Raw genomic sequence first — 21,811 nt, forward strand, 5'->3', positions numbered from 1 at the left:
CTGCCACATTGGTTGCGCGTCGATATACTGAGCGCGGGTTTGCTTAGGGAATATCGTTCATGCAATGGATTTTCATGCTGATAGGGCTGGTGCTCGGCTGGACGCTCGATGAGTCGTTCTATGATGCGGGCATCGGTGCGCTGTTGGGGTTGGGCATTGGCCAGGCGATCCGCCTGTCGATGCTGTCGTCCCAGGCGGACCAACAGGCTCGTCAGCTGGAGGCCGCGCAAAAAGCCCTGAGCGCCGTCGAGCAGCGTCTGGCGCAGTTGGAAAGACCCGCGCGACAACCTGATCCTACACCTGCGCCGCCGGTATTTGTCGAAACGCCCGTGGCCGAAGCTCCCAAAACCGCACCGCCACCCAAGGCAGTCGAGCTGGTTTGGGAATTACCGCCTGAACTGGCCCCGGTGGCCGTCACCAAGCAAGCCAGCCAGCCGTTGCCCGCCGACGTGTGGGCAGCGGCTCCAACACCTGCGCCTGCACCGCTCCCCAAAGAACCGGTCGTACCCCGTGGCCCCACCCTGATCGAGCGCGCCCTCGGCGGCGCGCGGAATTGGCTGTTTGGCGGCAATACCGTGCTGCGCGTCGGGGTGGTGCTGTTGTTTCTCGGCCTGGCATTCCTGCTGCGCTATGCCACCGAAGGCATGGTGGTGCCGATCGAAGTGCGTTACGCCGGTGTGGCGGCGGCGGCCATCGGCTTGCTGGGTTTGGGCTGGTGGTTGCGACTGCGCAACAGTAACTATGGGTTGATGCTGCAAGGCACCGGGATCGCGGTGCTGTACCTCACGGTGTTCGCCGCGATGCGCCTGCATCCGCTGATCGATCCGAGTGCGGCGCTGGGTCTGTTGGTGGCGGTGACGGTGTTCTCGGCGATCCTGGCGATTACCCAGGACGCGCTGGGGCTGGCCTGCGCGGCGGCGCTCGGCGGTTTTGCCGCGCCGATTCTGACCTCTACCGGCTCGGGCAACCATGTGGCGCTGTTCAGTTACTTTGCCTTGCTCAACACTGGCATCCTCGCCATCGCCTGGTTCAAGGCCTGGCGCTTGCTCAACCTGATCGGTTTTGTTGGCACCTTCGGCATTGGCTTTGCCTGGGGCTTGCGTTCCTACACCCCGGAATTGCTGTGGAGTACCGAGCCGTTTCTGGTGTTGTTCTTCCTGATGTACCTGGCCATCGGCCTGTTGTTTGCGCGCCGCAAATTGCTGCAGATGCGCGACGCGCCGCAAGACGATAGCCGTGGCGCACTGTTGCGCTGGTCGGCGGCCAAAGGTGATTACGTCGATGGCAGCATGCTGTTCGGCCCGCCGCTGGTGGGCTTTGGCTTGCAATTCGCGTTAGTGCAGCACTTGGAATTCGCGGCGGCGTTCAGCGCGTTGGGCCTGGGCATCATCTATATGGGCTTGGCCCGGGTGCTCAGCGGCGGGCGCGCCTTGCTGCTGGCGGAAACCTGTCTGGCCCTCGGTGTGATTTTCGCCAGCCTGGCTATTCCGCTGGGGCTGGACGCACGCTGGACCGCTGCCGCCTGGGCCGTGGAAGGCGCCGGGATCTTCTGGCTGGGCTTGCGCCAGCAGCGGCGATTGGCGCGAGCATTCGGCCTGTTGCTGCAATTGGGTTCGGCGCTGGCGTTCCTCAGCGAATTGCAGTTGGGCGAGCGTACCTTGCTGCAAGGCGCGCCACTGGGCGCACTGCTGCTGGGCGTGGCGTTGCTGTTCAGCTTCGACCAATTGCGCAAAGCCTCGGCCGAGCAGGCCGCCGAATGGGAGCGCATGGGCCTGCCGCTACTGGCGAGCCTCGGTTTGAGCTGTCTATACCTGCTAGCACCGTTGTTGTTGCTGACCCAAGGCACCGCGATCAGCTGGGCCATCGCCGGCCTGGCGACCCTGTTTGTCGGCCTGCGCATTGGCTCGCGGACTTTCCTGTTTACTGCGTTCGCCGTGCAATTGCTGGGCGGCGCACTGTTCCTGCTGCGCCTGCGAAGCGGTGAAGGCGCTGCGGTGTTCGACGCCGGTTGGAGCGGTTTGCTGACCGCATCATTGATCGGCCTGGCCTTGATCGGCGGCATGTTGCTGGCGGTACGTGACGATACGGTGCGCGGCGATGTGCGGTTGGTGCGTGGGTTGTCGGTGGTGCTGCTCGCCGGCCTGGTATTGATCAACCTCGCGGTGCTGTTCGTGCTGCCTTGGGCCAGCGCCAGCGGCGTGTGGGCGGTCAGTGGTCTGTTGATCATCTGGCTAAGCCTATACCTGCAACAGCGCGTGAGTTTTGTGTTTGGGTTGTTGCTGCAACTGATCGGCGGCGGTTCGTTCCTGCTGTCGGTGCCGGCGCTGCTCGGGCCGTTGTCCGGTGAAGATCTGCGGCCCTTGGCCCACAGCGGCTTCTGGACCCCGATGGTGCTGGGCCTGGCCGCGCTGGTCGGCGCTTGGCGCCTGCAACGTCAACCCCATGCGCCCTTGTTTGCTGCCCTGAAGCTGCAACGTCTGTCCGACCTGTTGCTGGTGTGGGGCGCGGCCTGGTGGACCCTGGCGTTGAGCGGCGAAGTGCTGCGGTTTATTCCCGACGAACTGCAGGGCGCATTCTGGCTGGGAATCGCGGCGCTCAGCGTGGCGATCTGGAGTGTCTGTGCAACGCGCCTGCGCTGGGCTTCCCTGGGCATGCTATGCACCCTGCTGATGCCGGCGGCGGGCATGGTGCTGCTGGTGTCCGCCCATACCTATTACCACCCAGCGGCGCATTACGGCTGGCTGGCTTGGCTGGCGGTGTTTGCCGTGCATTTCCTCTCGCTGCGGCGGTTGGCGCCGGTGGTGCCGGGCAAGGTGCTGAGCGTCGCCCATGTGCTGGGCTGCTGGATGCTGATCGGCGTGCTGGCCCTGGAGCTGCGTTACGGCCTGTTGAGCCTATCCAGCGAATACAACGCCTGGCGTTGGCTGGGTTGGGCGATTCTGCCGAGCCTGTACCTGGTGCTGGCCGCCACGCCGCGTCAATGGCCGTGGCCGGTGGCGGCGTATTCACGGGAATATCGTGTGCTGGCCGCGCTGCCGTTGGCGGTGCTGATGCTCGGTTGGTTCTGGCTGGCCAACACGTTCAGCGACGGCACGGCCGAGCCGCTGCCTTACGTACCCTTGCTCAATCCGTTGGACTTGGGCCTGCTGTTCGCCTTGTTGGGTGTGTACCTGTTGTCGCGTAGTGTGGCGCCCCAGCGTGGGCCGCGGGCGCAGTTGATCGCACAGGGTGTGGCGGGGCTGTCGCTGTTTGCGTTCTTCACCGCGCTGGTGATGCGTACTGCGCACCATTGGGGCGGCGTGCCGTTTCATCTGGATGCGCTGCTGGCGTCAATGCTGGTGCAGGCCAGCCTGTCGATCGTGTGGACGCTGATCGCCCTCGGCCTGATGATCGGCGGCCATCTGCGTCACCGTCGTGACGTGTGGCTGATCGGTGCGGCGCTGATTGCAGTGGTGGTCGCCAAGCTGTTCTTTGTCGAATTGAGCAACCGTGGCGGCCTGGCGCGGATCGTGTCGTTTATCGGTGTGGGCGGGTTGTTGCTGGTGGTGGGTTATTTCGCGCCGCTGCCGCCCAAGCGTGCCGAACCTGTGTTGGAAACGGAAGGAGCAAGCTCTTGATCGGTAAGTTGAGTGTGGCCTTGGCCGGCGTGTGTGTGGCGCTGTGTGTGGGGGCCCAGGAGGGCCCGGCTGATTTCACTACGCAGGTGCCGCTGGCAGTCAGCGGCAACGGCCCCTGGTATCGCCTGGAATTGCCCTTGGCCGTGCAACTGAACGCGCGCCAGGCCGATCTTAGCGACGTGCGCGTGTTCAACGCCGCTGGTGAGCTCCAGGCGTATGCGTTGTCGCGCCAGGCCGCCTCAAGCACGGAAAGCCGCTCGGTTACCGACGTGAAGTGGTTCCCGCTGTACGCGGCCGACACCCGCGAAACCTTGCCCGGCGTGGTGATGAAAACCACCACCGAAGGCACCCTGGTGGAAATCAAACCGTCCTCGGTCGCCAAGCCCGGTACGCAGGTGTTGCGTGGCTGGGTGCTGGATGCCAGTGCGATCAAGGCGCCGTTGCAGCAGTTGAACCTCGACTGGAGCCGTGAGCAGGAAGGCTTCCAGCGCTTCACTATCGAAGCCAGCGATGATTTGCAGCACTGGGAATCCTGGGGCGATGGGCAAGTGGCGCGATTGTCGTTCGCCGACGAGCGGGTAGAGCAGCATGACATCAGCCTGCCCGGGCAATCGGCGCGTTACCTGCGCCTGCTGTGGCAGGGCCAGGCCGCGCCACTGCTGACTTCGGCCAAGCTGGTGAGCGCCACCCGCAGCAGCCTGCCGCAGCCGTTGGTGTGGTCGCCGCCGCTGGCGGGCACGCGGCTGGGGGCCGGTGAATACAGCTGGCAACTGCCCACGGGCCTGAGTGCCGAGCGTGTGCGCATCGAATTGTCGCAGCCCAACACCCTGGCGCCGGTGAGTGTGTCGGGGCGCCGTGACAACAAGCAGACCTGGCAACCACTGAGTTCGGGCCTGCTGTACCGCCTGACCCAGAACGGCCAGGATGTTGTGCAGGATGAGTTGGCATTGCCGGGCCAGGTGCTGAACCAGATCCGCTTGCAGGTCGACGAACGCGGCGGCGGCCTGGGCGCCGAAGCGCCGGCCTTGCGCTTTGCGGTGCGCGCCACGCAAGTGGTGTTCCTGGCGCGGGGCGAACCGCCGTTCACCCTGGCGTTGGGCAATGCCACGGTGAAGGCGGCGAACTTGCCGTTGTCCACGCTGATTCCTGACTACAGCGCCGAGCGTCTCAAGTCCCTGGGGCAAGCCAAGGTGGTGGGGGCGGCAGTGGTCAAGGCGCCCGCCGTCACCGTGGCGCCAGAGGAGGGCCGCGATTGGAAGAAACTCGGTTTGTGGGCCGTGCTGCTGCTGGGCGTGGCGGCTCTTGGGGCCATGGCCTACAGTTTGTTGCGCAAACCGCAGGGCCAGCCGTGAACTCTATTGGGGTTAAATCCTCTGATGAGAGGAAATTAGCCCCGACTCGCGCTAAACTGCGCGGGTTTTTAAGCCCCCCCATTCATCGGAGCCTTCCATGTCCCGCGTTACCTTGAGTCGCTATTTGATCGAGCAGACCCGCAGCAACAACACGCCTGCCGATCTGCGCTTCCTTATCGAAGTGGTGGCGCGTGCTTGCAAGGAAATCAGCCACGCCGTGTCCAAAGGCGCTCTGGGCGGTGTCCTGGGCAGCATGGGCACTGAAAACGTGCAGGGCGAGGTGCAGAAGAAACTCGACGTGCTGTCCAACGAGATTCTGCTTGAAGCCAACGAATGGGGCGGTCACCTGGCCGGCATGGCGTCCGAAGAAATGGACAATGCCTACCAGATTCCCGGCAAATACCCGAAAGGCGCCTACCTGCTGGTGTTCGACCCTCTGGACGGCTCGTCCAACATCGACATCAACGCGCCGGTTGGCACCATCTTCTCGGTGCTGCGTTGCCCGAACGAATACCTGAGCCAGAACGAAGCGCTGAACGAAAAGGCCTTCCTGCAGCCAGGCACCGAGCAGGTCGCCGCCGGTTACGCGATCTACGGCCCACAGACCATGCTGGTACTGACCCTGGGCGATGGCGTCAAAGGCTTCACCCTGGACCGCGAAATGGGCAGCTTCGTGTTGACCCACGAGGACATCTCGATCCCTGCGTCCACCCAGGAATTTGCGATCAACATGTCCAACCAGCGCCACTGGGAAGCCCCGGTACAGCGCTACGTCAGCGAGTTGATGGAAGGCGAAGAAGGCCCGTTGAAGAAGAACTTCAACATGCGCTGGGTCGCGGCGATGGTGGCCGACGTGCACCGTATCCTCACCCGTGGCGGTCTGTTCATGTACCCACGCGACAGCCGCGAGCCGTCCAAGCCGGGCAAACTGCGCCTGATGTACGAAGCCAACCCGATGTCGTTCCTGGTCGAGCAGGCGGGCGGTGCGTCTACCGACGGCCACCAGCGCATTCTCGACATCCAACCCGAGGGCCTGCACCAGCGTGTGGCGGTGTTCCTGGGTTCGAAGGAAGAGGTTGAGCGCGTAACGGCCTACCACAAGCAGTGACCTGCTGCGACCGGTAACCGGTGTGGTTGTGAGCCGGTTCACCCTTAAAGAAGCCCCGAAACGTTTCAGCGTTTTCGGGGCTTTTTTTGTTTTCGTCCGTCGGGAACCAGACACCTCTTTTCCCTTCTAAGCTTCTGGCAGATACCCAAGCCGCTTCGCCCCTCCAGGAGTTTCCCCATGTCGTTACGCCGTCTCGCCCTGCTGACTTTTTGTGTTGTGTTGGCCGCTTGCAGCAAGGTCAACCAAGAGAACTACGCAAAGCTGTCGGCCGGGATGCCAAAGGCCGAGGTGGAGTCGCTATTGGGTAAGCCAACGGATTGTTCCGGCGCACTGGGCATGTCCAGCTGCACCTGGGGCGATAAAAACAGCTTTATCAGCGTTCAATATGCCGGTGACAAGGTTCTGATGTTTTCCGGGCAAGGCCTGAAGTAAACCGGGGCGAGAGCCTACGGGAGAAGAAGAATGATGCGTTTTGTTTTGTTTCTTTGTGCCAGCCTGTTTTTGGCGGGCTGCGCCAGTCATTCTGGCGATGATCTGCAACCCAAGACCGCGAGCAACGTCAACCTGCATCGCTACCAGGGCACCTGGTATGAGCTGGCTCGCTTGCCGATGTACTTCCAGCGCAACTGCGCACAATCCGAAGCCCGCTACACCTTGCTGCCTGATGGCGACATGTCGGTGTTCAACCGTTGCCTGACCAACGAGTGGAAGTGGGAAGAAGCCCGAGGCACGGCCACGCCGCAAGTGCCGGGCAAGACCGATAAGCTTTGGGTCGAATTCAATAACTGGTTCACCGCGCTGTTACCGGGCGTCGCCAAGGGCGATTACTGGGTGTTGTACGTCAGCGATGACTACAAGACCGCCATCGTCGGCAGCCCAAGCCGTCGCTATATGTGGATTCTCTCGCGCACGCCGACGGTGAATGCCGACACTCGCGAAGACCTGCTGAGCAGGGCGCGTCAGCAAGGGTACGACACCACCCGATTGATCTGGCGTACGCCGGACAAGCAGATGGCCAAGAGTTCGCAGTAACCCTGGATCGCTACAAAATGTGGGAGGGGGTAAGCCCTCTCCCACATTGGTTATGGGCTACCGGTTAGCCCAACAAATCCTTCAGGACTTGCGTGAATGCACGGCGGCTATCTTCCTCCCCAGCATGCCGCCCATCGCGCACCACCCACTGGCCGTTGACCAGCACATCGCGCACCTGGCGATCACCGCCGGCAAATAACCAGCGATTGAGAATGCCATCCTCTGTGGCGGTTGCCAGGTACGGATCATTGCCGTCCAGCACGATCCAGTCCGCGCGTTTACCCACTTCCAACCGGCCTATCGGCTGTCCCAGCGCCTGGGCGCCACCGTCCAGTGCCGCATCGAATAAAGTGCGCCCAACCATCGGCTGATCGCTGCGATACAAGCGGTTGCGTCGCTGATCTCGTAGACGCTGGCCGTATTCCAGCCAACGCAGCTCTTCGACCACACTCAACGACACATGGCTGTCGGAGCCAATCCCCAGGCGCCCGCCCTGTGCAAGAAAATCCACCGCCGGGAAAATCCCATCGCCCAGGTTCGCTTCGGTGGTCAGGCACAGGCCGGCAATCGCGCGGCTCTTGGCCATGCGTTTAACTTCATCCGCGTTGGCGTGAGTGGCGTGCACCAGGCACCAGCGCTCATCGACTTCAACATGGTCATACAGCCATTGCAGCGGGCGCTTGCCGCTCCAGGCCAGGCAGTCGTCGACTTCCTTCTGTTGCTCGGCGATGTGGATATGCACCGGGCATGCCTTGTCGCTGGCGGCCAGAACTTCATTGATCTGTTGTGGCGTGACGGCGCGCAAGGAGTGCAAGCACAAGCCCAAATGCTGCGCCGGTTGTGCCGTCAGGATCGGTTGCAGTCGCGCTTGCAGATCCAGGTAGTTTTCCGTGCTGTTGATAAAGCGCCGCTGCCCGTCATTCGGCGCCTGGCCGCCAAACCCGGAATGGCTGTAGAGCACCGGTAGCAAGGTCAAGCCGATGCCGCTGGCGGCGGCCGCCTGGCTGATTTGTCGCGACAGTTCCGTGGGGTCGGCATAGGGCTGGCCCTGGGTGTCGTGATGCACGTAGTGAAATTCGGCGACTGAGGTGTAACCCGCTTTGAGCATTTCGATATACAGCTGACGTGCGATCACCTGGAGTTGCTCCGGGTTGATCCTGCCGACCATGCGGTACATCAGGTCGCGCCAGGTCCAGAAACTGTCGTTCGGGTTGCCGGCCACTTCCGCCAGGCCCGCCATGGCGCGTTGGAACGCGTGGGAATGCAGGTTGGGCATACCCGCCAACACCGGGCCTCTTAGCCGTTCGGCATGGTCTGCACTGGCATTGGACTCAACATGGGTCAACAGGCCGTCGGCGCTGACCTCAAGACGTACATTGTTGGCCCATCCACTAGGCAGCAGCGCGCGTTCGGCGAAGAAAGCGGACATGATTAGAGCACTCCGGTCGTGTGTTTATTTGTATATACATATACAGACGTTTGCCTGCTCGGTAAACTCCGGCAATCTATGCATCTTTTCCTACTGCAAGGATCCCCCGTGCCGACTCCGCCCGCCAACTCTTCGCTGGCTGCCCACATGGACGAAAGTCCGGCGCCCTTGTATGCCCGCGTCAAACACATGATCAGCCAGCAAATCCTCAACGGTAACTGGCCGCCTCACTATCGCGTGCCATCGGAGAGCGAGCTGGTCAGCCAATTGGGCTTCAGCCGCATGACCATCAACCGCGCCCTGCGCGAGCTGACCGCCGAAGGTCTGTTGGTGCGCATGCAGGGCGTCGGCACCTTCGTCGCCGAGCCGAAAAGCCAGTCGGCGCTGTTCGAAGTGCACAACATCGCCGATGAAATCGCCTCCCGTGGCCACCGGCATACCTGTCAGGTCATCACCCTAGGCGAGGAGGCCGCCGGTTCCGAGCGCGCCGTCGCCCTGGAAATGCGCGAAGGCGGGCGGGTGTTTCATTCGTTGATCGTGCATTACGAAAACGACATACCCGTGCAAATCGAAGACCGTTTCGTCAACGCCCTGGTCGCACCGCAATACCTTCAACAGGATTTCACCCTGCAAACCCCCTACGCGTACCTCAACCAGGTAGCGCCGCTGACCGAAGGCGAGCATGTGGTGGAAGCCATTCTTGCCGACGCTTCTGAATGCCAGCTGCTGCAGATTGAGCCCAGCGAGCCGTGCCTGTTGATTCGTCGTCGCACTTGGTCAGGCCGCCAACCGGTGACCGCCGCACGCTTAATCCACCCCGGTTCCCGTCACAGCCTGGAAGGACGTTTCAGCAAATGAGTGCAGTAAAAGTCTGGCGCGCCACCGAATACGTGCGCATGCCGTGGAAGAACGGCGGCGGCAGCACCGAAGAAATCGCCCGCGATGCTGGCGAGGGCTTGGAAGGCTTCGGCTGGCGCCTGTCGATTGCCGATATCGGCGAGTCGGGCGGGTTTTCGACCTTTGCCGGTTACCAGCGTGTGATCACCGTGATCAAAGGCGCAGGCATGGTGCTGACAGTGGATGGTGAGGAGCAGCGCGGGTTGTTACCGTTGCAACCGTTCGCCTTCAAGGGCGACAGCCAGGTTTCATGCCGCTTGATTACCGGGCCGATCCGCGACTTCAACCTGATCTACTCGCCCCAGCGTTACCATGCACGGTTGCAGTGGGTGGATGGTGTGCAGCACTTCTTCAGTACTGCGCAAACCGTGCTGGTGTTCAGTGTTGCGGATGAAGTGAAGGTGCTGGACCAGGTGTTGGGCCATCACGACTGCCTGCAAGTGGACGGTAACAGCGGCCTGCTGGATATTTCCGTCACGGGTCGCTGCTGCATCATCGAACTGACCCCGCGCGGTTAAACATGTGGGAGGGGGCAAGCCCCTCCCATATTTGTTTCTCACTGTTCTTGCTATCTGTTTCCAGGCCTCGCACCAATTTGTTACCGAACGCCCCAGCGTGGCGCAAAACCCCGCTGTCGTGCCTCACCTCCCGCGCAATAAAACGTCTTCGTAAGAAATTTCATCATCCCTTGAAGCCTTAATTTCCAAGGCTCTCGCGCGCTTTCAAAAAATAACCAAACACCTCGCTCGGAAAGTTGGCCGCTTGATTGCATATGCTTGTATGTACAAGTAAATATGTGTGCGTAAGACCCTGCTTTGCACCATCCCTGTTCGCGCATCGATCGCCGAGGAGTTTGAGTTGTGACCAAGCCTACAAAATACCGTGACGTTGAAATCCGCGCCGCCCGCGGTAACAAGCTCACCGCCAAAAGCTGGCTGACCGAAGCGCCGCTGCGCATGCTGATGAACAACCTCGACCCGCAAGTGGCCGAGAACCCGAAAGAGCTGGTGGTGTACGGCGGTATCGGCCGTGCCGCGCGCAACTGGGAGTGCTACGACCAGATCGTCGAGAGCCTTACCCACCTGAACGACGACGAGACCCTGCTGGTGCAATCCGGCAAGCCGGTCGGCGTGTTCAAGACCCATAGCAACGCCCCACGCGTGCTGATCGCCAACTCCAACCTGGTACCGCACTGGGCCAGTTGGGAACACTTCAACGAGTTGGATGCCAAGGGCCTGGCCATGTACGGTCAGATGACCGCCGGCAGCTGGATCTATATCGGCAGCCAGGGCATCGTCCAGGGCACGTACGAAACCTTCGTCGAGGCCGGTCGCCAGCATTACGACAGCAATCTCAAAGGCCGTTGGGTGCTCACCGCCGGTCTCGGCGGCATGGGCGGCGCGCAGCCGCTGGCCGCGACCCTGGCCGGTGCTTGCTCGCTGAACATCGAGTGCCAGCAGGTCAGCATCGATTTCCGCCTGAACAGCCGTTACGTCGACGAGCAAGCCACCGACCTCGACGACGCGCTGGCCCGCATCGCCAAGTACACCCAGGAAGGCAAGGCCATCTCCATCGCGCTGCTGGGTAACGCAGCGGAAATCCTGCCGGAACTGGTCAAGCGCGGCGTGCGTCCGGACATGGTCACCGACCAGACCAGCGCCCACGACCCGCTCAATGGCTACTTGCCTGCTGGCTGGACCTGGGACGAGTACCGCGCCCGCGCCAAGACCGAACCCGCCGCCGTGATCAAGGCCGCCAAGCAGTCGATGGCTGTGCACGTCAAAGCCATGCTGGAATTCCAGAAGCAAGGCATCCCAACCTTCGACTACGGCAACAACATCCGTCAGATGGCCCAGGAAGAGGGCGTCGAAAACGCGTTCGACTTCCCAGGTTTCGTACCGGCCTACATCCGCCCGCTGTTCTGCCGTGGCATTGGCCCATTCCGCTGGGCGGCGCTGTCGGGCGACCCGCAGGACATCTACAAAACCGACGCCAAAGTCAAAGAGCTGATCCCCGACGACGCGCACCTGCACAACTGGCTGGACATGGCCCGCGAGCGCATCAGTTTCCAGGGCCTGCCGGCGCGTATCTGCTGGGTCGGCCTGGGCCAGCGCGCCAAGCTCGGCCTGGCGTTCAACGAAATGGTGCGCAGCGGTGAGTTGTCGGCACCGGTGGTGATCGGTCGCGACCACCTGGACTCCGGCTCGGTGGCCAGCCCGAACCGTGAAACCGAATCCATGCAGGACGGCTCCGACGCCGTGTCTGACTGGCCGCTGCTCAACGCCTTGCTCAACACCGCCAGCGGCGCCACCTGGGTTTCGCTGCACCACGGCGGCGGCGTCGGCATGGGCTTCTCCCAGCATTCGGGCATGGTGATCGTCTGCGACGGCACCGATGAAGCGGCCGAGCGCATCGCCCGCGTGCTGCACAACGACCCGGCCACCGGGGTGATGCGCCACGCGGACGCCGGTTACCAGATTGCTATCGATTGCGCCAAAGAGCAGGGCCTCAATCTCCCGATGATCAAGTAACCCAATGTGGGAGGGGCCAAGCCCTCTCCCACCGTTGATCGGCAGCGAACCCAAGACAATCCATCAGAGGTTGAAAGTAAATGGCTGACACGCGTGCAACCACCCCGTTGATCGAAAAGCGTTCGATCGATTACATCCCGGAAGCGGAAAGACACGGTCGTCTCTTGAGCCAGTTCACCTTGTGGATGGGCGCCAACCTGCAGATCACCGCCATCGTCACCGGGGCCCTGGCCGTGGTGTTGGGCGGTGATGTGTTCTGGTCGTTGATCGGTCTGTTGATCGGCCAACTGCTGGGCGGTGGCGTGATGGCGCTGCACGCGGCGCAAGGCCCCAAGCTGGGGCTGCCGCAGATGATCTCCAGCCGGGTGCAGTTCGGTGTCTACGGCGCGGCCATTCCGATCGTGCTGGTGTGCCTGATGTACCTGGGCTTCACCGCCACCGGCACGGTGCTGTCCGGGCAGGCGCTGGGCCAGCTGTTCGGGGTCAGCGACAGCGTCGGCATTCTGATCTTCGCCAGCGTCATTGTGCTGGTCACTGTGCTCGGCTACCGCGTGATCCACTTTATTGGGCGAGTGGCCAGTGTCATGGGGGTGATCGCCTTCGTGTACCTGTTCAGCCGTTTGATGAGCCAGACCGACGTGGGCGCGCTTCTGCAGATTCGCCACTTCAGCTGGAGCAGCTTCTTGCTCGCGGTGTCCCTGGCCGCGTCCTGGCAGATCGCGTTCGGCCCGTACGTGGCGGACTATTCGCGCTACTTGCCAAGCCGGACGTCGTCGGTGAAGACCTTCTTTGCCGCCGGTGCCGGTTCGGTGATCGGCGCCCAGGTGGCAATGGTTCTGGGCGTGTTCGCTGCTGCGTCGGCCAACGGTCAGTTCGCCGGCCATGAAGTGGCCTATATCGTCGGCCTGAGCGGCACCGGCGCCACGGCGGCGCTGCTGTACTTCAGCATCGCGTTCGGCAAGGTGACCATCTCCACCTTGAACTCCTACGGCAGCTTTATGTGCATCGCCACCATCATCAGCGGCTTTCGCGGCCACCTGCGGGTTACGCACTGGCAGCGCCTGGCCTTTGTGCTGGCGATTGTCGGCGCGGCGACCTTGATCGCCTTGCTCGGCCAGCACTCGTTCCTGGGAGCGTTCAAGTCATTCATCCTGTTCCTGCTGGCGTTCTTCACGCCCTGGAGCGCAGTGAATCTGGTGGACTACTACTTCATCACCCGTGAGCGCTATGACGTGCCGGCCTTGGCGGACCCGAATGGCCGTTACGGTCGCTGGAACCTGTTGGGGATCAGCGTCTATGTGTTCGGTGTGTTGGTGCAACTGCCGTTTATCTCCACCAAGTTCTACACCGGCCCGCTGGTGGATGTGCTCGGTGGCGTGGATATTTCTTGGATCATCGGCCTGGTCGTGCCGGGCGCGCTGTACTACCTGTGCGCGAAAAAATGGCACGCCGCCGTGCCCGATCACCTGATTCTGCCTCCTGAGCAGAGCAGCGTTGTACAACCTAAAACAAGCGGGACCGGTCGCGCTGCGGCGCAGGCCTGACTGGACGTGGACAGGGCTGGATGCCTCTTGACTGCCGTAAGCCCATTCATGATTAGGAGCGTCACACAATGAAATCGAACAAGACCCTGCTGACCACCGTGCTTTCCCTGGGCCTGCTGGCCAGCGCCGGCGCCACCCAGGCGGCCGGTTGGTGCGAGTCCGGCAAACCGGTGAAATTCGCCGGCCTGAACTGGGAAAGCGGCATGTTGCTAACCGATATCCTGCAAACCGTGCTGGAAAAAGGCTACGACTGCAAAACCGATAGCCTGCCGGGTAACTCCATCACCATGGAAAATGCCCTGAGCAGCAACGATATCCAGGTGTTCGCCGAAGAGTGGGTCGGCCGCAGCGAAGTGTGGAACAAGGCCGAGAAGGCCGGCAAAGTGGTTGGCGTCGGTGCTCCGGTGGTGGGGGCTGTCGAAGGCTGGTACGTGCCGCGCTATGTGGTCGAAGGCGACGCCAAGCGCAAGCTGGAAGCCAAGGCGCCGGGCCTGAAAAACATCGCTGACCTGGGCCAGTACGCCGCCGTGTTCAAGGACCCGGAAGAGCCGTCCAAAGGCCGTTTCTACAACTGCCCGGCCGGTTGGACCTGCGAGCTGGACAACAGCGAAATGCTCAAGAGCTACGGCCTGGAAAGTTCCTACACCAACTTCCGCCCAGGCACCGGCCCGGCGTTGGACGCGGCAGTGCTGTCGAGCTACAAGCGCGGCGAGCCGATCCTGTTCTACTACTGGTCGCCGACGCCGCTGATGGGCCAGGTCGACCTGGTGAAACTGGAAGAAAAACCCGGTGTGGATAAGAGCGTGAGTATCAAGGTGGGCCTGTCCAAGACCTTCCACGAGCAAGCGCCGGAACTGGTGGCCGTGCTGGAAAAGGTCAACCTGCCGATCGACCTGCTGAACCAGAACCTGGGCCGCATGGCCAAGGAGCGCATCGAGTCGCCGAAGCTGGCCAAAATCTTCCTCAAGGAACACCCTGAAGTCTGGCACGCCTGGGTGAGCGACGAGGCTGCCAAGAAAATCGACGCGGCCTTGTAGGTCGAGTGTGCCCGGCTACCCTGAGAGGCAGCCGGGCGCCTGGCCACACCCCACTGGATCGAGAGCACGCTATGTTTCCTGAGAGTTTTACCTTTTCCATCGCCGACTGGGTCAACGGTTGGGTGGATTCACTGGTCACCAATTACGGCGATGTGTTCCGGCACATCTCCGACACTCTGCTATGGGCCATCGTCAACCTGGAGGGCCTGCTACGCGCCGCGCCCTGGTGGTTGATGCTGGCCATTGTCGGCGCCGTTGCCTGGCACGCCACCCGTAAAGTGCTGACCACGGCGGTGATCGTTGGGTTGTTGTTCCTGGTAGGCGCCGTCGGCCTATGGGACAAACTGATGCAGACCCTGGCGCTGATGCTGGTCGCCACGGTGATCTCGGTGTTGATCGGCATTCCGCTGGGCATCTTGTCGGCACGTAGCAATCGCCTGCGTTCGGTGCTGATGCCGTTGCTGGACATCATGCAAACCATGCCCAGCTTCGTGTACCTGATCCCGGTGCTGATGCTGTTCGGCCTGGGCAAAGTGCCGGCGATTTTCGCCACGGTGATCTACGCCGCGCCGCCGCTGATTCGCCTAACGGACCTGGGCATTCGCCAGGTCGACGGCGAAGTCATGGAAGCCATCAACGCCTTCGGCGCCAACCGCTGGCAGCAACTGTTCGGCGTGCAACTGCCGCTGGCGCTGCCGAGCATCATGGCCGGTATCAACCAGACCACCATGATGGCGTTGTCGATGGTGGTGATCGCCTCGATGATCGGCGCCCGTGGCCTGGGTGAAGATGTATTGGTCGGCATCCAGACCCTCAACGTCGGCCGTGGCCTCGAAGCCGGGCTGGCAATCGTGATTCTCGCAGTGGTCATCGACCGCATCACCCAGGCCTACGGTCGTCCACGGCATGAGGCGAGCAAATGACTACTGTCAGCAAAATCGAAGTAAAAAACGTCTTCAAGATTTTCGGCAATCGCGCCAAGGACGCGCTCTCGCTGATCGGCCAGGGCAAGACCAAGGACCAGGTACTGGCCGAGACCGGCTGCGTGGTCGGCGTCAACGACCTGTCCCTGAGCATCGGCACTGGCGAAATCTTTGTGATCATGGGCCTGTCCGGTTCGGGCAAGTCGACCCTGGTGCGCCACTTCAACCGCCTGATCGACCCCACCAGCGGCGCGATCCTGGTGGACGGCGAAGACATCCTGCAACTGGACATGGAAGCCCTGCGCCAATTCCGTCGCCACAAGATCAGCATGGTGTTCCAGAGCTTCGGCTTGCTGCCTCACAAAAACGTGCTCGACAACGTCGCCTACGGCCTCAAGGTGCGCGGTGAAAGCAAGCAGGTGTGCGCCGAGCGCGCGCTGCACTGGATCGACACCGTGGGCCTGAAGGGCTACGAAAACAAATACCCGCACCAGCTCTCCGGCGGCATGCGCCAACGGGTGGGCCTGGCCCGTGCCCTGGCGGCCGACACCGACATCATCCTGATGGACGAAGCCTTCAGCGCCCTCGACCCGCTGATCCGCGCCGAGATGCAGGACCAGTTGCTGGAGCTGCAGAAGACCCTGCACAAGACCATCGTGTTTATCACCCACGACCTCGACGAAGCCGTGCGCATCGGCAACCGCATCGCGATTCTCAAGGACGGCAAGCTGATCCAGGTCGGCACCCCGCGCGAGATCCTGCATTCGCCGGCGGATGAGTATGTAGATAGGTTCGTTCAGCGGCGGGCGGCGGTAGTCTGACCCAGATCCTGTGGTGAGGCTGCTGGCCTTATCGGGAGCAAGCTCCCTCCCACATTTGATCGGGTTCACACTGCCCCAATGTGGGAGGGGGCTTGCCCCCGATGAGGCCGGCAAAGCTGTAGAGAATATGAAGAGGTCAACAATGTCCCAGGCACCAAAAATTACCATCGCCGACACGCCATTGCGCTGGCAGGACGTGGTCGCCGTGGCCCGTCATGGCGCGCGGCTCGAACTGTCGACCCAGGCCTGGGCGCGGATCGATAACGCCCAGGCCATCGTGCAGCGCATCGTCAGCAGCGGTGAGCGCGCCTACGGTGTGAACACCGGGCTGGGGGCGCTGTGCAATGTGTCGCTGCAAGGCGAGCAACTCAGCCAATTGTCGCGCAATACCTTGCTTAGCCATGCCTGCGGCGTCGGCCCGGTGCTGAGCGACGAACAGACCCGCGCGATCATCTGCGCGGCCCTCGTCAACTACAGCCACGGCCATTCCGGCCTGCACCCTCAAGTGGTGCGGGCACTGCTGGCGCTACTCAACCATGGCATCACCCCGCAAGTGCCGTCCCAGGGTTCGGTGGGTTACCTGACCCATATGGCCCACGTCGGCGTGGCGTTGCTGGGTGTCGGCAATGTGAGCTATCGCGGCGGCATTGTCTCGGCGCAGCAAGCCTTGCTGGCCGAAGGTTTGCAGCCCGTTGAGCTTGGCGCCAAGGACGGTCTGTGCCTGGTCAACGGCACGCCGTGCATGACCGGCCTGAGCTGCCTGGCCCTGGCCGATGCCCATCATCTGCTGCAGTGGGCCGACGTGATCGGCGCCATGAGCTTCGAGGCCCAGCGCGGTCAGCTCGATGCGTTCGACGCAACCATTATCGCCCTCAAGCCCCACCCCGGCATGCAGTTGGTGGGCGCCAACCTGCGCGCGTTGCTCGACGGCAGCGAGGTGATCGCCGCCAGCCAGGGCATACGCACCCAAGATGCCCTGAGCCTGCGCTCGATCCCGCAAATCCATGGCGCGACGCGTGACCAGGTGGTGCACGCCACCCAGCAGATCGAGACCGAACTCAACAGCGTCACCGATAACCCACTGGTGCTCGGCACACCGGACAACTACCGCGTGGTGTCCCAGGCCAACCCTCACGGGCAGTCGGTCGCGCTGGCGGCGGATATGCTCGCCATCGCCATGGCCGAAATCGGCTCGGTGGCCGAGCGCCGCCTGGATCGCTTGATCAACCCCCATGTCAGTGGCCTGCCGGCGTTTCTGGTAAGCAACCCCGGGGTCAACTCCGGCATGATGATCGTGCAGTACGTCGCCGCGTCGTTGTGTGGGCAGAATCGCCAACTGGCGCAGCCGGCGGTGCTCGACAATTTCGTCACCTCGGGCCTGCAGGAAGACCACCTCAGCATGGGCACCAATGCCGCGCTCAAGCTGCACCAGGTGTTGGCCAACGTGACCCAGATCCTCGCCATCGAGTACTTGCTGGCGGCCCAGGCTTTTGAATTTCTAAAAACCCAGCGCTTCGGCACCGGCACCGAGCGTGCCTGGCGTTTGCTGCGCGAACAGATCCCGCCCTATGAGCAGGACCGCTGGCTGGCGCCGGACATTGCGACGGCCGCTGCACTGCTCAAGGACAGCGCTTTGCTGCATCAAGCATTTCCCCATTTGCACTGAACAATAATTCCAAAGGAGCATCACTGTGACTGCGCTAAACCTGATTCCGGGCCAACTGAGCCTCGCCCAACTGCGGGCTATCTACCAGCAGCCGGTAACCCTCAGCCTGGATGCCAGCGCATCGGCGCAGATCGACGCCAGCGTGGCCTGTGTCGAGCAAATCCTCGCCGAAAACCGCACCGCCTACGGCATCAACACCGGCTTCGGCCTGCTGGCCTCCACGCGCATCGCCAGCGAAGACCTGGAAAACCTCCAACGCTCCCTGGTGTTGTCCCACGCCGCCGGTGTCGGCGAGCCGATCAGCGACGCACTGGTGCGATTGGTGATGGTGCTCAAGGTCAACAGCCTCAGCCGTGGTTTCTCCGGCATCCGTCGCGTGGTGATCGATGCACTGATCGCGCTGATCAACGCCGAGGTCTACCCGCATATTCCGTTGAAAGGTTCCGTGGGCGCGTCCGGTGACTTGGCGCCCCTGGCCCACATGTCTCTGGTGCTGCTCGGCGAAGGCAAGGCGCGCTACAAAGGCGAATGGCTTGAAGCAAAAGACGCGCTCAAGGTCGCTGGCCTTGCGCCGCTGACCCTGGCGGCGAAGGAAGGCCTGGCGCTGCTTAACGGCACCCAAGTGTCCACCGCCTATGCCTTGCGCGGCCTGTTCGAAGGTGAAGACCTGTTCGCCGGTGCCTTGGCGTGCGGTGGTCTGACCGTGGAAGCGGTGCTGGGCTCGCGCTCGCCGTTCGATGCGCGCATCCATGCGGCTCGCGGTCAGCGTGGGCAGATCGATGCGGCGGCGGCCTACCGTGATCTGCTGGGCGAAAGCAGCCAGGTGTCGCAGTCGCACCAGAACTGCGACAAGGTGCAGGATCCGTATTCCCTGCGTTGCCAGCCGCAAGTGATGGGCGCCTGCCTGACCCAGTTGCGCCAGGCTGCCGAAGTGCTGGTGGTGGAAGCCAACGCCGTATCGGATAACCCACTGGTCTTTGCCGCCGAGGGTGATGTGATCTCCGGCGGTAACTTCCATGCCGAACCGGTGGCCATGGCCGCCGACAACATGGCGCTGGCCATCGCCGAAATCGGTTCACTCAGTGAGCGACGTATCTCGCTGATGATGGACAAGCACATGTCCCAGTTGCCGCCGTTCCTGGTGGGCAATGGCGGGGTCAACTCCGGTTTCATGATTGCCCAGGTCACCGCCGCCGCATTGGCCAGCGAGAACAAGGCGCTGGCCCATCCCCATAGTGTCGACAGCCTGCCGACCTCGGCTAACCAGGAAGACCACGTGTCGATGGCTCCGGCGGCCGGCAAGCGGTTGTGGGAAATGGCCGAAAACACCCGTGGCATCCTCGCCGTGGAATGGCTGGCGGCGTGCCAGGGCCTGGATCTGCGCGAAGGCTTGAAAACCTCCCCCAAACTGGAAAAGGCCCGGGGCATCCTCCGCAGCCAAGTGGCGTTTTACGACAAGGACCGCTTCTTCGCCCCGGACATCCTCGCCGCCAGCGAACTGCTCGCCAGCCGCTGCCTGAATGAGCTGGTCCCGGGCCAGTTGCTGCCGAGCCTGTAACCCAAGGAGTGTCGGATGAAAACCCTTTGGCAACACTGCCACGTCGCAACCATGGCCCAGGGCAAGTACTCGATCATCGAGGATGCGGCCATGGTCACCGCCGGTTCGCTGATCGAGTGGATCGGCCCGCGCAGCCAGGCGCCCAGCGTGGATTACGCCCAGGTTCATAATCTGCAAGGCGCGTGGGTGACCCCAGGGCTGATCGATTGCCATACCCACACGGTGTTCGGTGGCAATCGCAGCGGTGAGTTCGAGCAACGCCTTGAAGGCGTGAGCTATGCCGAGATCGCGGCGCAGGGCGGTGGGATTGCCAGCACCGTACGCGCCACCCGCGCCGCCAGTGAAGATGAACTGTTCGCCAGCGCCCATAAGCGCCTGCGCAGTTTGTTGCGTGACGGCGTGACCACGGTGGAAATCAAATCTGGCTACGGCCTCGATTTGGCCAGCGAGCGCAAATTGCTGCGGGTGATTCGCCGTCTCGGTGAGGCGCTGCCGGTCAGCGTGCGCGCCACTTGCCTGGCCGCCCATGCCTTGCCGCCGGAGTACAAGGACCGCGCCGACGACTACATTGAGCATATCTGCCAGGAGATGCTGCCGGCCCTGGCGGCCGAAGGCCTGGTGGATGCGGTGGATGCGTTTTGCGAATACCTGGCGTTTTCCCCGGCACAAGTGGCGCGAGTGTTTGACGTCGCGCAGCAACTCGGCCTGCCGGTGAAGCTGCACGCCGAACAGTTGTCCTCTTTGCACGGCTCCAGCCTGGCGGCGCGTTACCAAGCGTTGTCCGCCGATCACCTGGAATTCATGACCGAAGAAGACGCCATCGCTATGGCCGCCGCCGGCACCGTCGCGGTACTGCTGCCGGGGGCGTTCTACTTTCTGCGCGAAACCCAGTTGCCGCCCATGGAGGCCCTGCGCAAGCACGGTGTGAAAATCGCCATCGCCAGCGACCTCAACCCCGGCACCTCGCCGGCGCTGTCTGTGCGCCTGATGCTGAACATGGCCTGCACCTTGTTCCGCATGACCCCGGAAGAAGCCCTGGCCGGCGCTACCCAACATGCGGCCAGCGCGCTGGGCATGGGCGACACACATGGTTCGCTGGAAGTGGGCAAGGTCGCGGATTTTGTCGCCTGGCAGATCGATCGTCCGGCCGACCTGGCTTACTGGCTGGGCGGCGAACTGGATAAACGCGTCGTGCGCCATGGCGTCGATGTCAACGTTTAAGGAGTACCGTTGTGGATAACGTTCTGAACTTCAAGCAAGGCCGCACACCGCTGCTGATCAGCATGCCCCACGCCGGGCTGCGCCTCATGCCTGCGGTAAAGGCCGGGCTCATCCCCGAGGCGCAGAGCCTGCCGGACACCGATTGGCATATCCCTTTGCTGTATGACTTTGCCGAGCAATTGGGTGCCAGCACCTTGTCGGCGGAGTATTCGCGGTTTGTCATCGATCTGAACCGACCGTCCGACGACACGCCGCTGTATGCCGGCGCCACCACCGGCCTGTACCCCAAAACCCTGTTCGATGGCGTGCCTTTGTTTGTCGAAGGCCAGGAGCCGTCCGATGAGGAACGGGCGACCTACCTGCAGAAAATCTGGGGCCCCTACCACCGCGCGCTGCAAGAAGAGTTGGCGCGGCTAAAGGCTGAGTTCGGCTATGCGTTGCTGTTCGATGCGCACTCGATTCGCTCGGTGATCCCGCACCTGTTCGACGGCAAACTGCCGGACTTCAACCTCGGCACCTTCAACGGCGCGGCATGCGACCCGGAACTGGCCGGCCAGCTCGAAGCCATCTGCGCCAGGCACACGCAGTACACCCATGTGCTTAACGGGCGCTTCAAGGGCGGGCATATCACCCGGCATTACGGCAACCCGGCCGAGAATATCCACGCCGTGCAACTGGAGTTGTGCCAGAGCACCTATATGGAGGAGTTCGAACCGTTCAAGTATCGCGCGGACCTGGCTGAGCCGACGCGAGTGGTATTGAAGCAGTTGCTCGAAGGTTTGTTGGACTGGGGACGCAAGCGCTACGGCTAGGGAGGATCTACAGCGTTGGCCTTACCCTAAGCCAAATACAGTTCCAACTGTGGGAGGGGGCTTGCCCCCGATAGCCATAGGTATCTACATAAGTCTCAAAGGTTGAAATAACTCTGTGGTGAGCGAGCCCGCTCACCACTGCCAAGCCCTCATCCCAAGCCTTGCTTACCTGGGGAGCGAAGGGCTGACACAGGTCTAAGCGCTCAAGGACATGCTCATTGCACAATTCGGGTTTATAGTGCCAGACGGCAGAATAATAGACG

17 protein-coding genes are annotated in these 21,811 nt (G+C 62.4%); 16 read left to right on the plus strand and 1 reads right to left on the minus strand.

Annotated features, from left to right (window positions below):
* Positions 1-59 precede the first annotated feature (59 nt).
* The 5 genes from YA0848_RS05170 to YA0848_RS05190 all read left to right on the plus strand — a co-directional run bounded on the left by YA0848_RS05170 (position 60) and on the right by YA0848_RS05190 (position 7,109).
* Positions 60-3,617, plus strand: a complete 3,558-nt coding sequence (locus YA0848_RS05170) for a DUF2339 domain-containing protein (RefSeq protein WP_169902983.1) — start codon at positions 60-62, stop codon at positions 3,615-3,617.
* Positions 3,617-4,969: a DUF3999 domain-containing protein gene (locus YA0848_RS05175; RefSeq protein ID WP_034095707.1), complete on the plus strand. Its 1,353-nt coding sequence runs from the start codon at positions 3,617-3,619 to the stop codon at positions 4,967-4,969. Before YA0848_RS05170 ends, YA0848_RS05175 begins: the two co-directional genes overlap by 1 nt.
* Positions 4,970-5,066: 97 nt before the next feature.
* Positions 5,067-6,077: a class 1 fructose-bisphosphatase gene (locus YA0848_RS05180; protein WP_034095457.1), complete on the plus strand. Its 1,011-nt coding sequence runs from the start codon at positions 5,067-5,069 to the stop codon at positions 6,075-6,077.
* 177 nt (positions 6,078-6,254) lie between these two features.
* Positions 6,255-6,509 carry a lipoprotein gene (locus YA0848_RS05185; protein WP_034095458.1) on the plus strand — a complete coding sequence of 85 codons (255 nt, stop codon included), beginning with the start codon at positions 6,255-6,257 and terminating at the stop codon, positions 6,507-6,509.
* A 30-nt stretch (positions 6,510-6,539) separates the two neighbouring features.
* The gene (locus YA0848_RS05190; RefSeq protein WP_034095459.1) at positions 6,540-7,109 is read left to right on the plus strand and encodes a lipocalin family protein; all 570 of its coding nucleotides are present in this window, start codon (positions 6,540-6,542) and stop codon (positions 7,107-7,109) included.
* Positions 7,110-7,173: 64 nt separating this feature from the next.
* Here the strand turns inward: YA0848_RS05190 and YA0848_RS05195 are convergent, their stop codons facing one another.
* The gene (locus YA0848_RS05195; RefSeq protein WP_047881453.1) at positions 7,174-8,538 is read right to left on the minus strand and encodes a formimidoylglutamate deiminase; all 1,365 of its coding nucleotides are present in this window, start codon (positions 8,536-8,538) and stop codon (positions 7,174-7,176) included.
* A 147-nt stretch (positions 8,539-8,685) separates the two neighbouring features.
* Between YA0848_RS05195 and hutC the strand changes: the two genes are divergently transcribed.
* From hutC to hutG, 11 genes are all read left to right on the plus strand, one after another.
* Entirely contained in the window at positions 8,686-9,396 is a 711-nt protein-coding gene (gene hutC / locus YA0848_RS05200) for a histidine utilization repressor (RefSeq protein ID WP_371263978.1), read from the plus strand.
* Positions 9,393-9,953 (plus strand): HutD/Ves family protein, encoded by a 561-nt coding sequence (locus YA0848_RS05205; RefSeq protein ID WP_034095462.1) that lies wholly within the window; start codon positions 9,393-9,395, stop codon positions 9,951-9,953. The genes hutC and YA0848_RS05205 overlap by 4 nt, the downstream gene beginning before the upstream one ends.
* A gap of 342 nt (positions 9,954-10,295) precedes the next feature.
* A complete protein-coding gene (gene hutU, locus YA0848_RS05210) occupies positions 10,296-11,966 on the plus strand; it encodes a urocanate hydratase (RefSeq protein WP_034111390.1) in 1,671 nt (556 codons plus the stop codon).
* A gap of 80 nt (positions 11,967-12,046) precedes the next feature.
* The gene (locus tag YA0848_RS05215; RefSeq protein ID WP_169902981.1) at positions 12,047-13,510 is read left to right on the plus strand and encodes a purine-cytosine permease family protein; all 1,464 of its coding nucleotides are present in this window, start codon (positions 12,047-12,049) and stop codon (positions 13,508-13,510) included.
* 68 nt (positions 13,511-13,578) lie between these two features.
* Positions 13,579-14,547 (plus strand): ABC transporter substrate-binding protein, encoded by a 969-nt coding sequence (locus tag YA0848_RS05220; RefSeq protein ID WP_034095465.1) that lies wholly within the window; start codon positions 13,579-13,581, stop codon positions 14,545-14,547.
* Positions 14,548-14,618: 71 nt separating this feature from the next.
* Positions 14,619-15,470, plus strand: coding sequence for an ABC transporter permease (locus tag YA0848_RS05225; RefSeq protein WP_034095466.1), 852 nt, complete (start codon positions 14,619-14,621; stop codon positions 15,468-15,470).
* Positions 15,467-16,291 (plus strand): quaternary amine ABC transporter ATP-binding protein, encoded by an 825-nt coding sequence (locus YA0848_RS05230; protein WP_052202157.1) that lies wholly within the window; start codon positions 15,467-15,469, stop codon positions 16,289-16,291. Before YA0848_RS05225 ends, YA0848_RS05230 begins: the two co-directional genes overlap by 4 nt.
* 142 nt (positions 16,292-16,433) lie before the next feature.
* Positions 16,434-17,957: a histidine ammonia-lyase gene (gene hutH, locus YA0848_RS05235; protein WP_034095467.1), complete on the plus strand. Its 1,524-nt coding sequence runs from the start codon at positions 16,434-16,436 to the stop codon at positions 17,955-17,957.
* 25 nt (positions 17,958-17,982) lie between these two features.
* Entirely contained in the window at positions 17,983-19,515 is a 1,533-nt protein-coding gene (hutH, locus tag YA0848_RS05240) for a histidine ammonia-lyase (protein ID WP_034111397.1), read from the plus strand.
* A 15-nt stretch (positions 19,516-19,530) separates the two neighbouring features.
* Complete coding sequence (gene hutI, locus YA0848_RS05245; RefSeq protein ID WP_034095469.1) at positions 19,531-20,736, plus strand: imidazolonepropionase; 1,206 nt, start codon at positions 19,531-19,533, stop codon at positions 20,734-20,736.
* Positions 20,737-20,747: 11 nt separating this feature from the next.
* Complete coding sequence (hutG, locus tag YA0848_RS05250; protein WP_169902980.1) at positions 20,748-21,548, plus strand: N-formylglutamate deformylase; 801 nt, start codon at positions 20,748-20,750, stop codon at positions 21,546-21,548.
* Positions 21,549-21,811: the final 263 nt, after the last annotated feature.

The sequence above is a fragment of the Pseudomonas sp. S4_EA_1b genome, from assembly GCF_016307435.1.
Lineage (GTDB): Bacteria > Pseudomonadota > Gammaproteobacteria > Pseudomonadales > Pseudomonadaceae > Aquipseudomonas > Aquipseudomonas rhodesiae.

Bases quoted from the DNA above. Each gene is read 5' to 3' on its own strand.
- YA0848_RS05170 (WP_169902983.1), top strand. From the start codon at position 60: ATGCAATGGATTTTCATGCTGATAGGGCTGGTGCTCGGCTGGACGCTC.
- YA0848_RS05180 (WP_034095457.1), top strand. From the start codon at position 5,067: ATGTCCCGCGTTACCTTGAGTCGCTATTTGATCGAGCAGACCCGCAGC.
- YA0848_RS05185 (WP_034095458.1), top strand. From the start codon at position 6,255: ATGTCGTTACGCCGTCTCGCCCTGCTGACTTTTTGTGTTGTGTTGGCC.
- YA0848_RS05190 (WP_034095459.1), top strand. From the start codon at position 6,540: ATGATGCGTTTTGTTTTGTTTCTTTGTGCCAGCCTGTTTTTGGCGGGC.
- YA0848_RS05195 (WP_047881453.1), bottom strand. From the start codon at position 8,538: ATGTCCGCTTTCTTCGCCGAACGCGCGCTGCTGCCTAGTGGATGGGCC.
- hutC (WP_371263978.1), top strand. From the start codon at position 8,686: ATGGACGAAAGTCCGGCGCCCTTGTATGCCCGCGTCAAACACATGATC.
- YA0848_RS05205 (WP_034095462.1), top strand. From the start codon at position 9,393: ATGAGTGCAGTAAAAGTCTGGCGCGCCACCGAATACGTGCGCATGCCG.
- YA0848_RS05215 (WP_169902981.1), top strand. From the start codon at position 12,047: ATGGCTGACACGCGTGCAACCACCCCGTTGATCGAAAAGCGTTCGATC.
- YA0848_RS05220 (WP_034095465.1), top strand. From the start codon at position 13,579: ATGAAATCGAACAAGACCCTGCTGACCACCGTGCTTTCCCTGGGCCTG.
- YA0848_RS05225 (WP_034095466.1), top strand. From the start codon at position 14,619: ATGTTTCCTGAGAGTTTTACCTTTTCCATCGCCGACTGGGTCAACGGT.
- YA0848_RS05230 (WP_052202157.1), top strand. From the start codon at position 15,467: ATGACTACTGTCAGCAAAATCGAAGTAAAAAACGTCTTCAAGATTTTC.
- hutH (WP_034095467.1), top strand. From the start codon at position 16,434: ATGTCCCAGGCACCAAAAATTACCATCGCCGACACGCCATTGCGCTGG.
- hutI (WP_034095469.1), top strand. From the start codon at position 19,531: ATGAAAACCCTTTGGCAACACTGCCACGTCGCAACCATGGCCCAGGGC.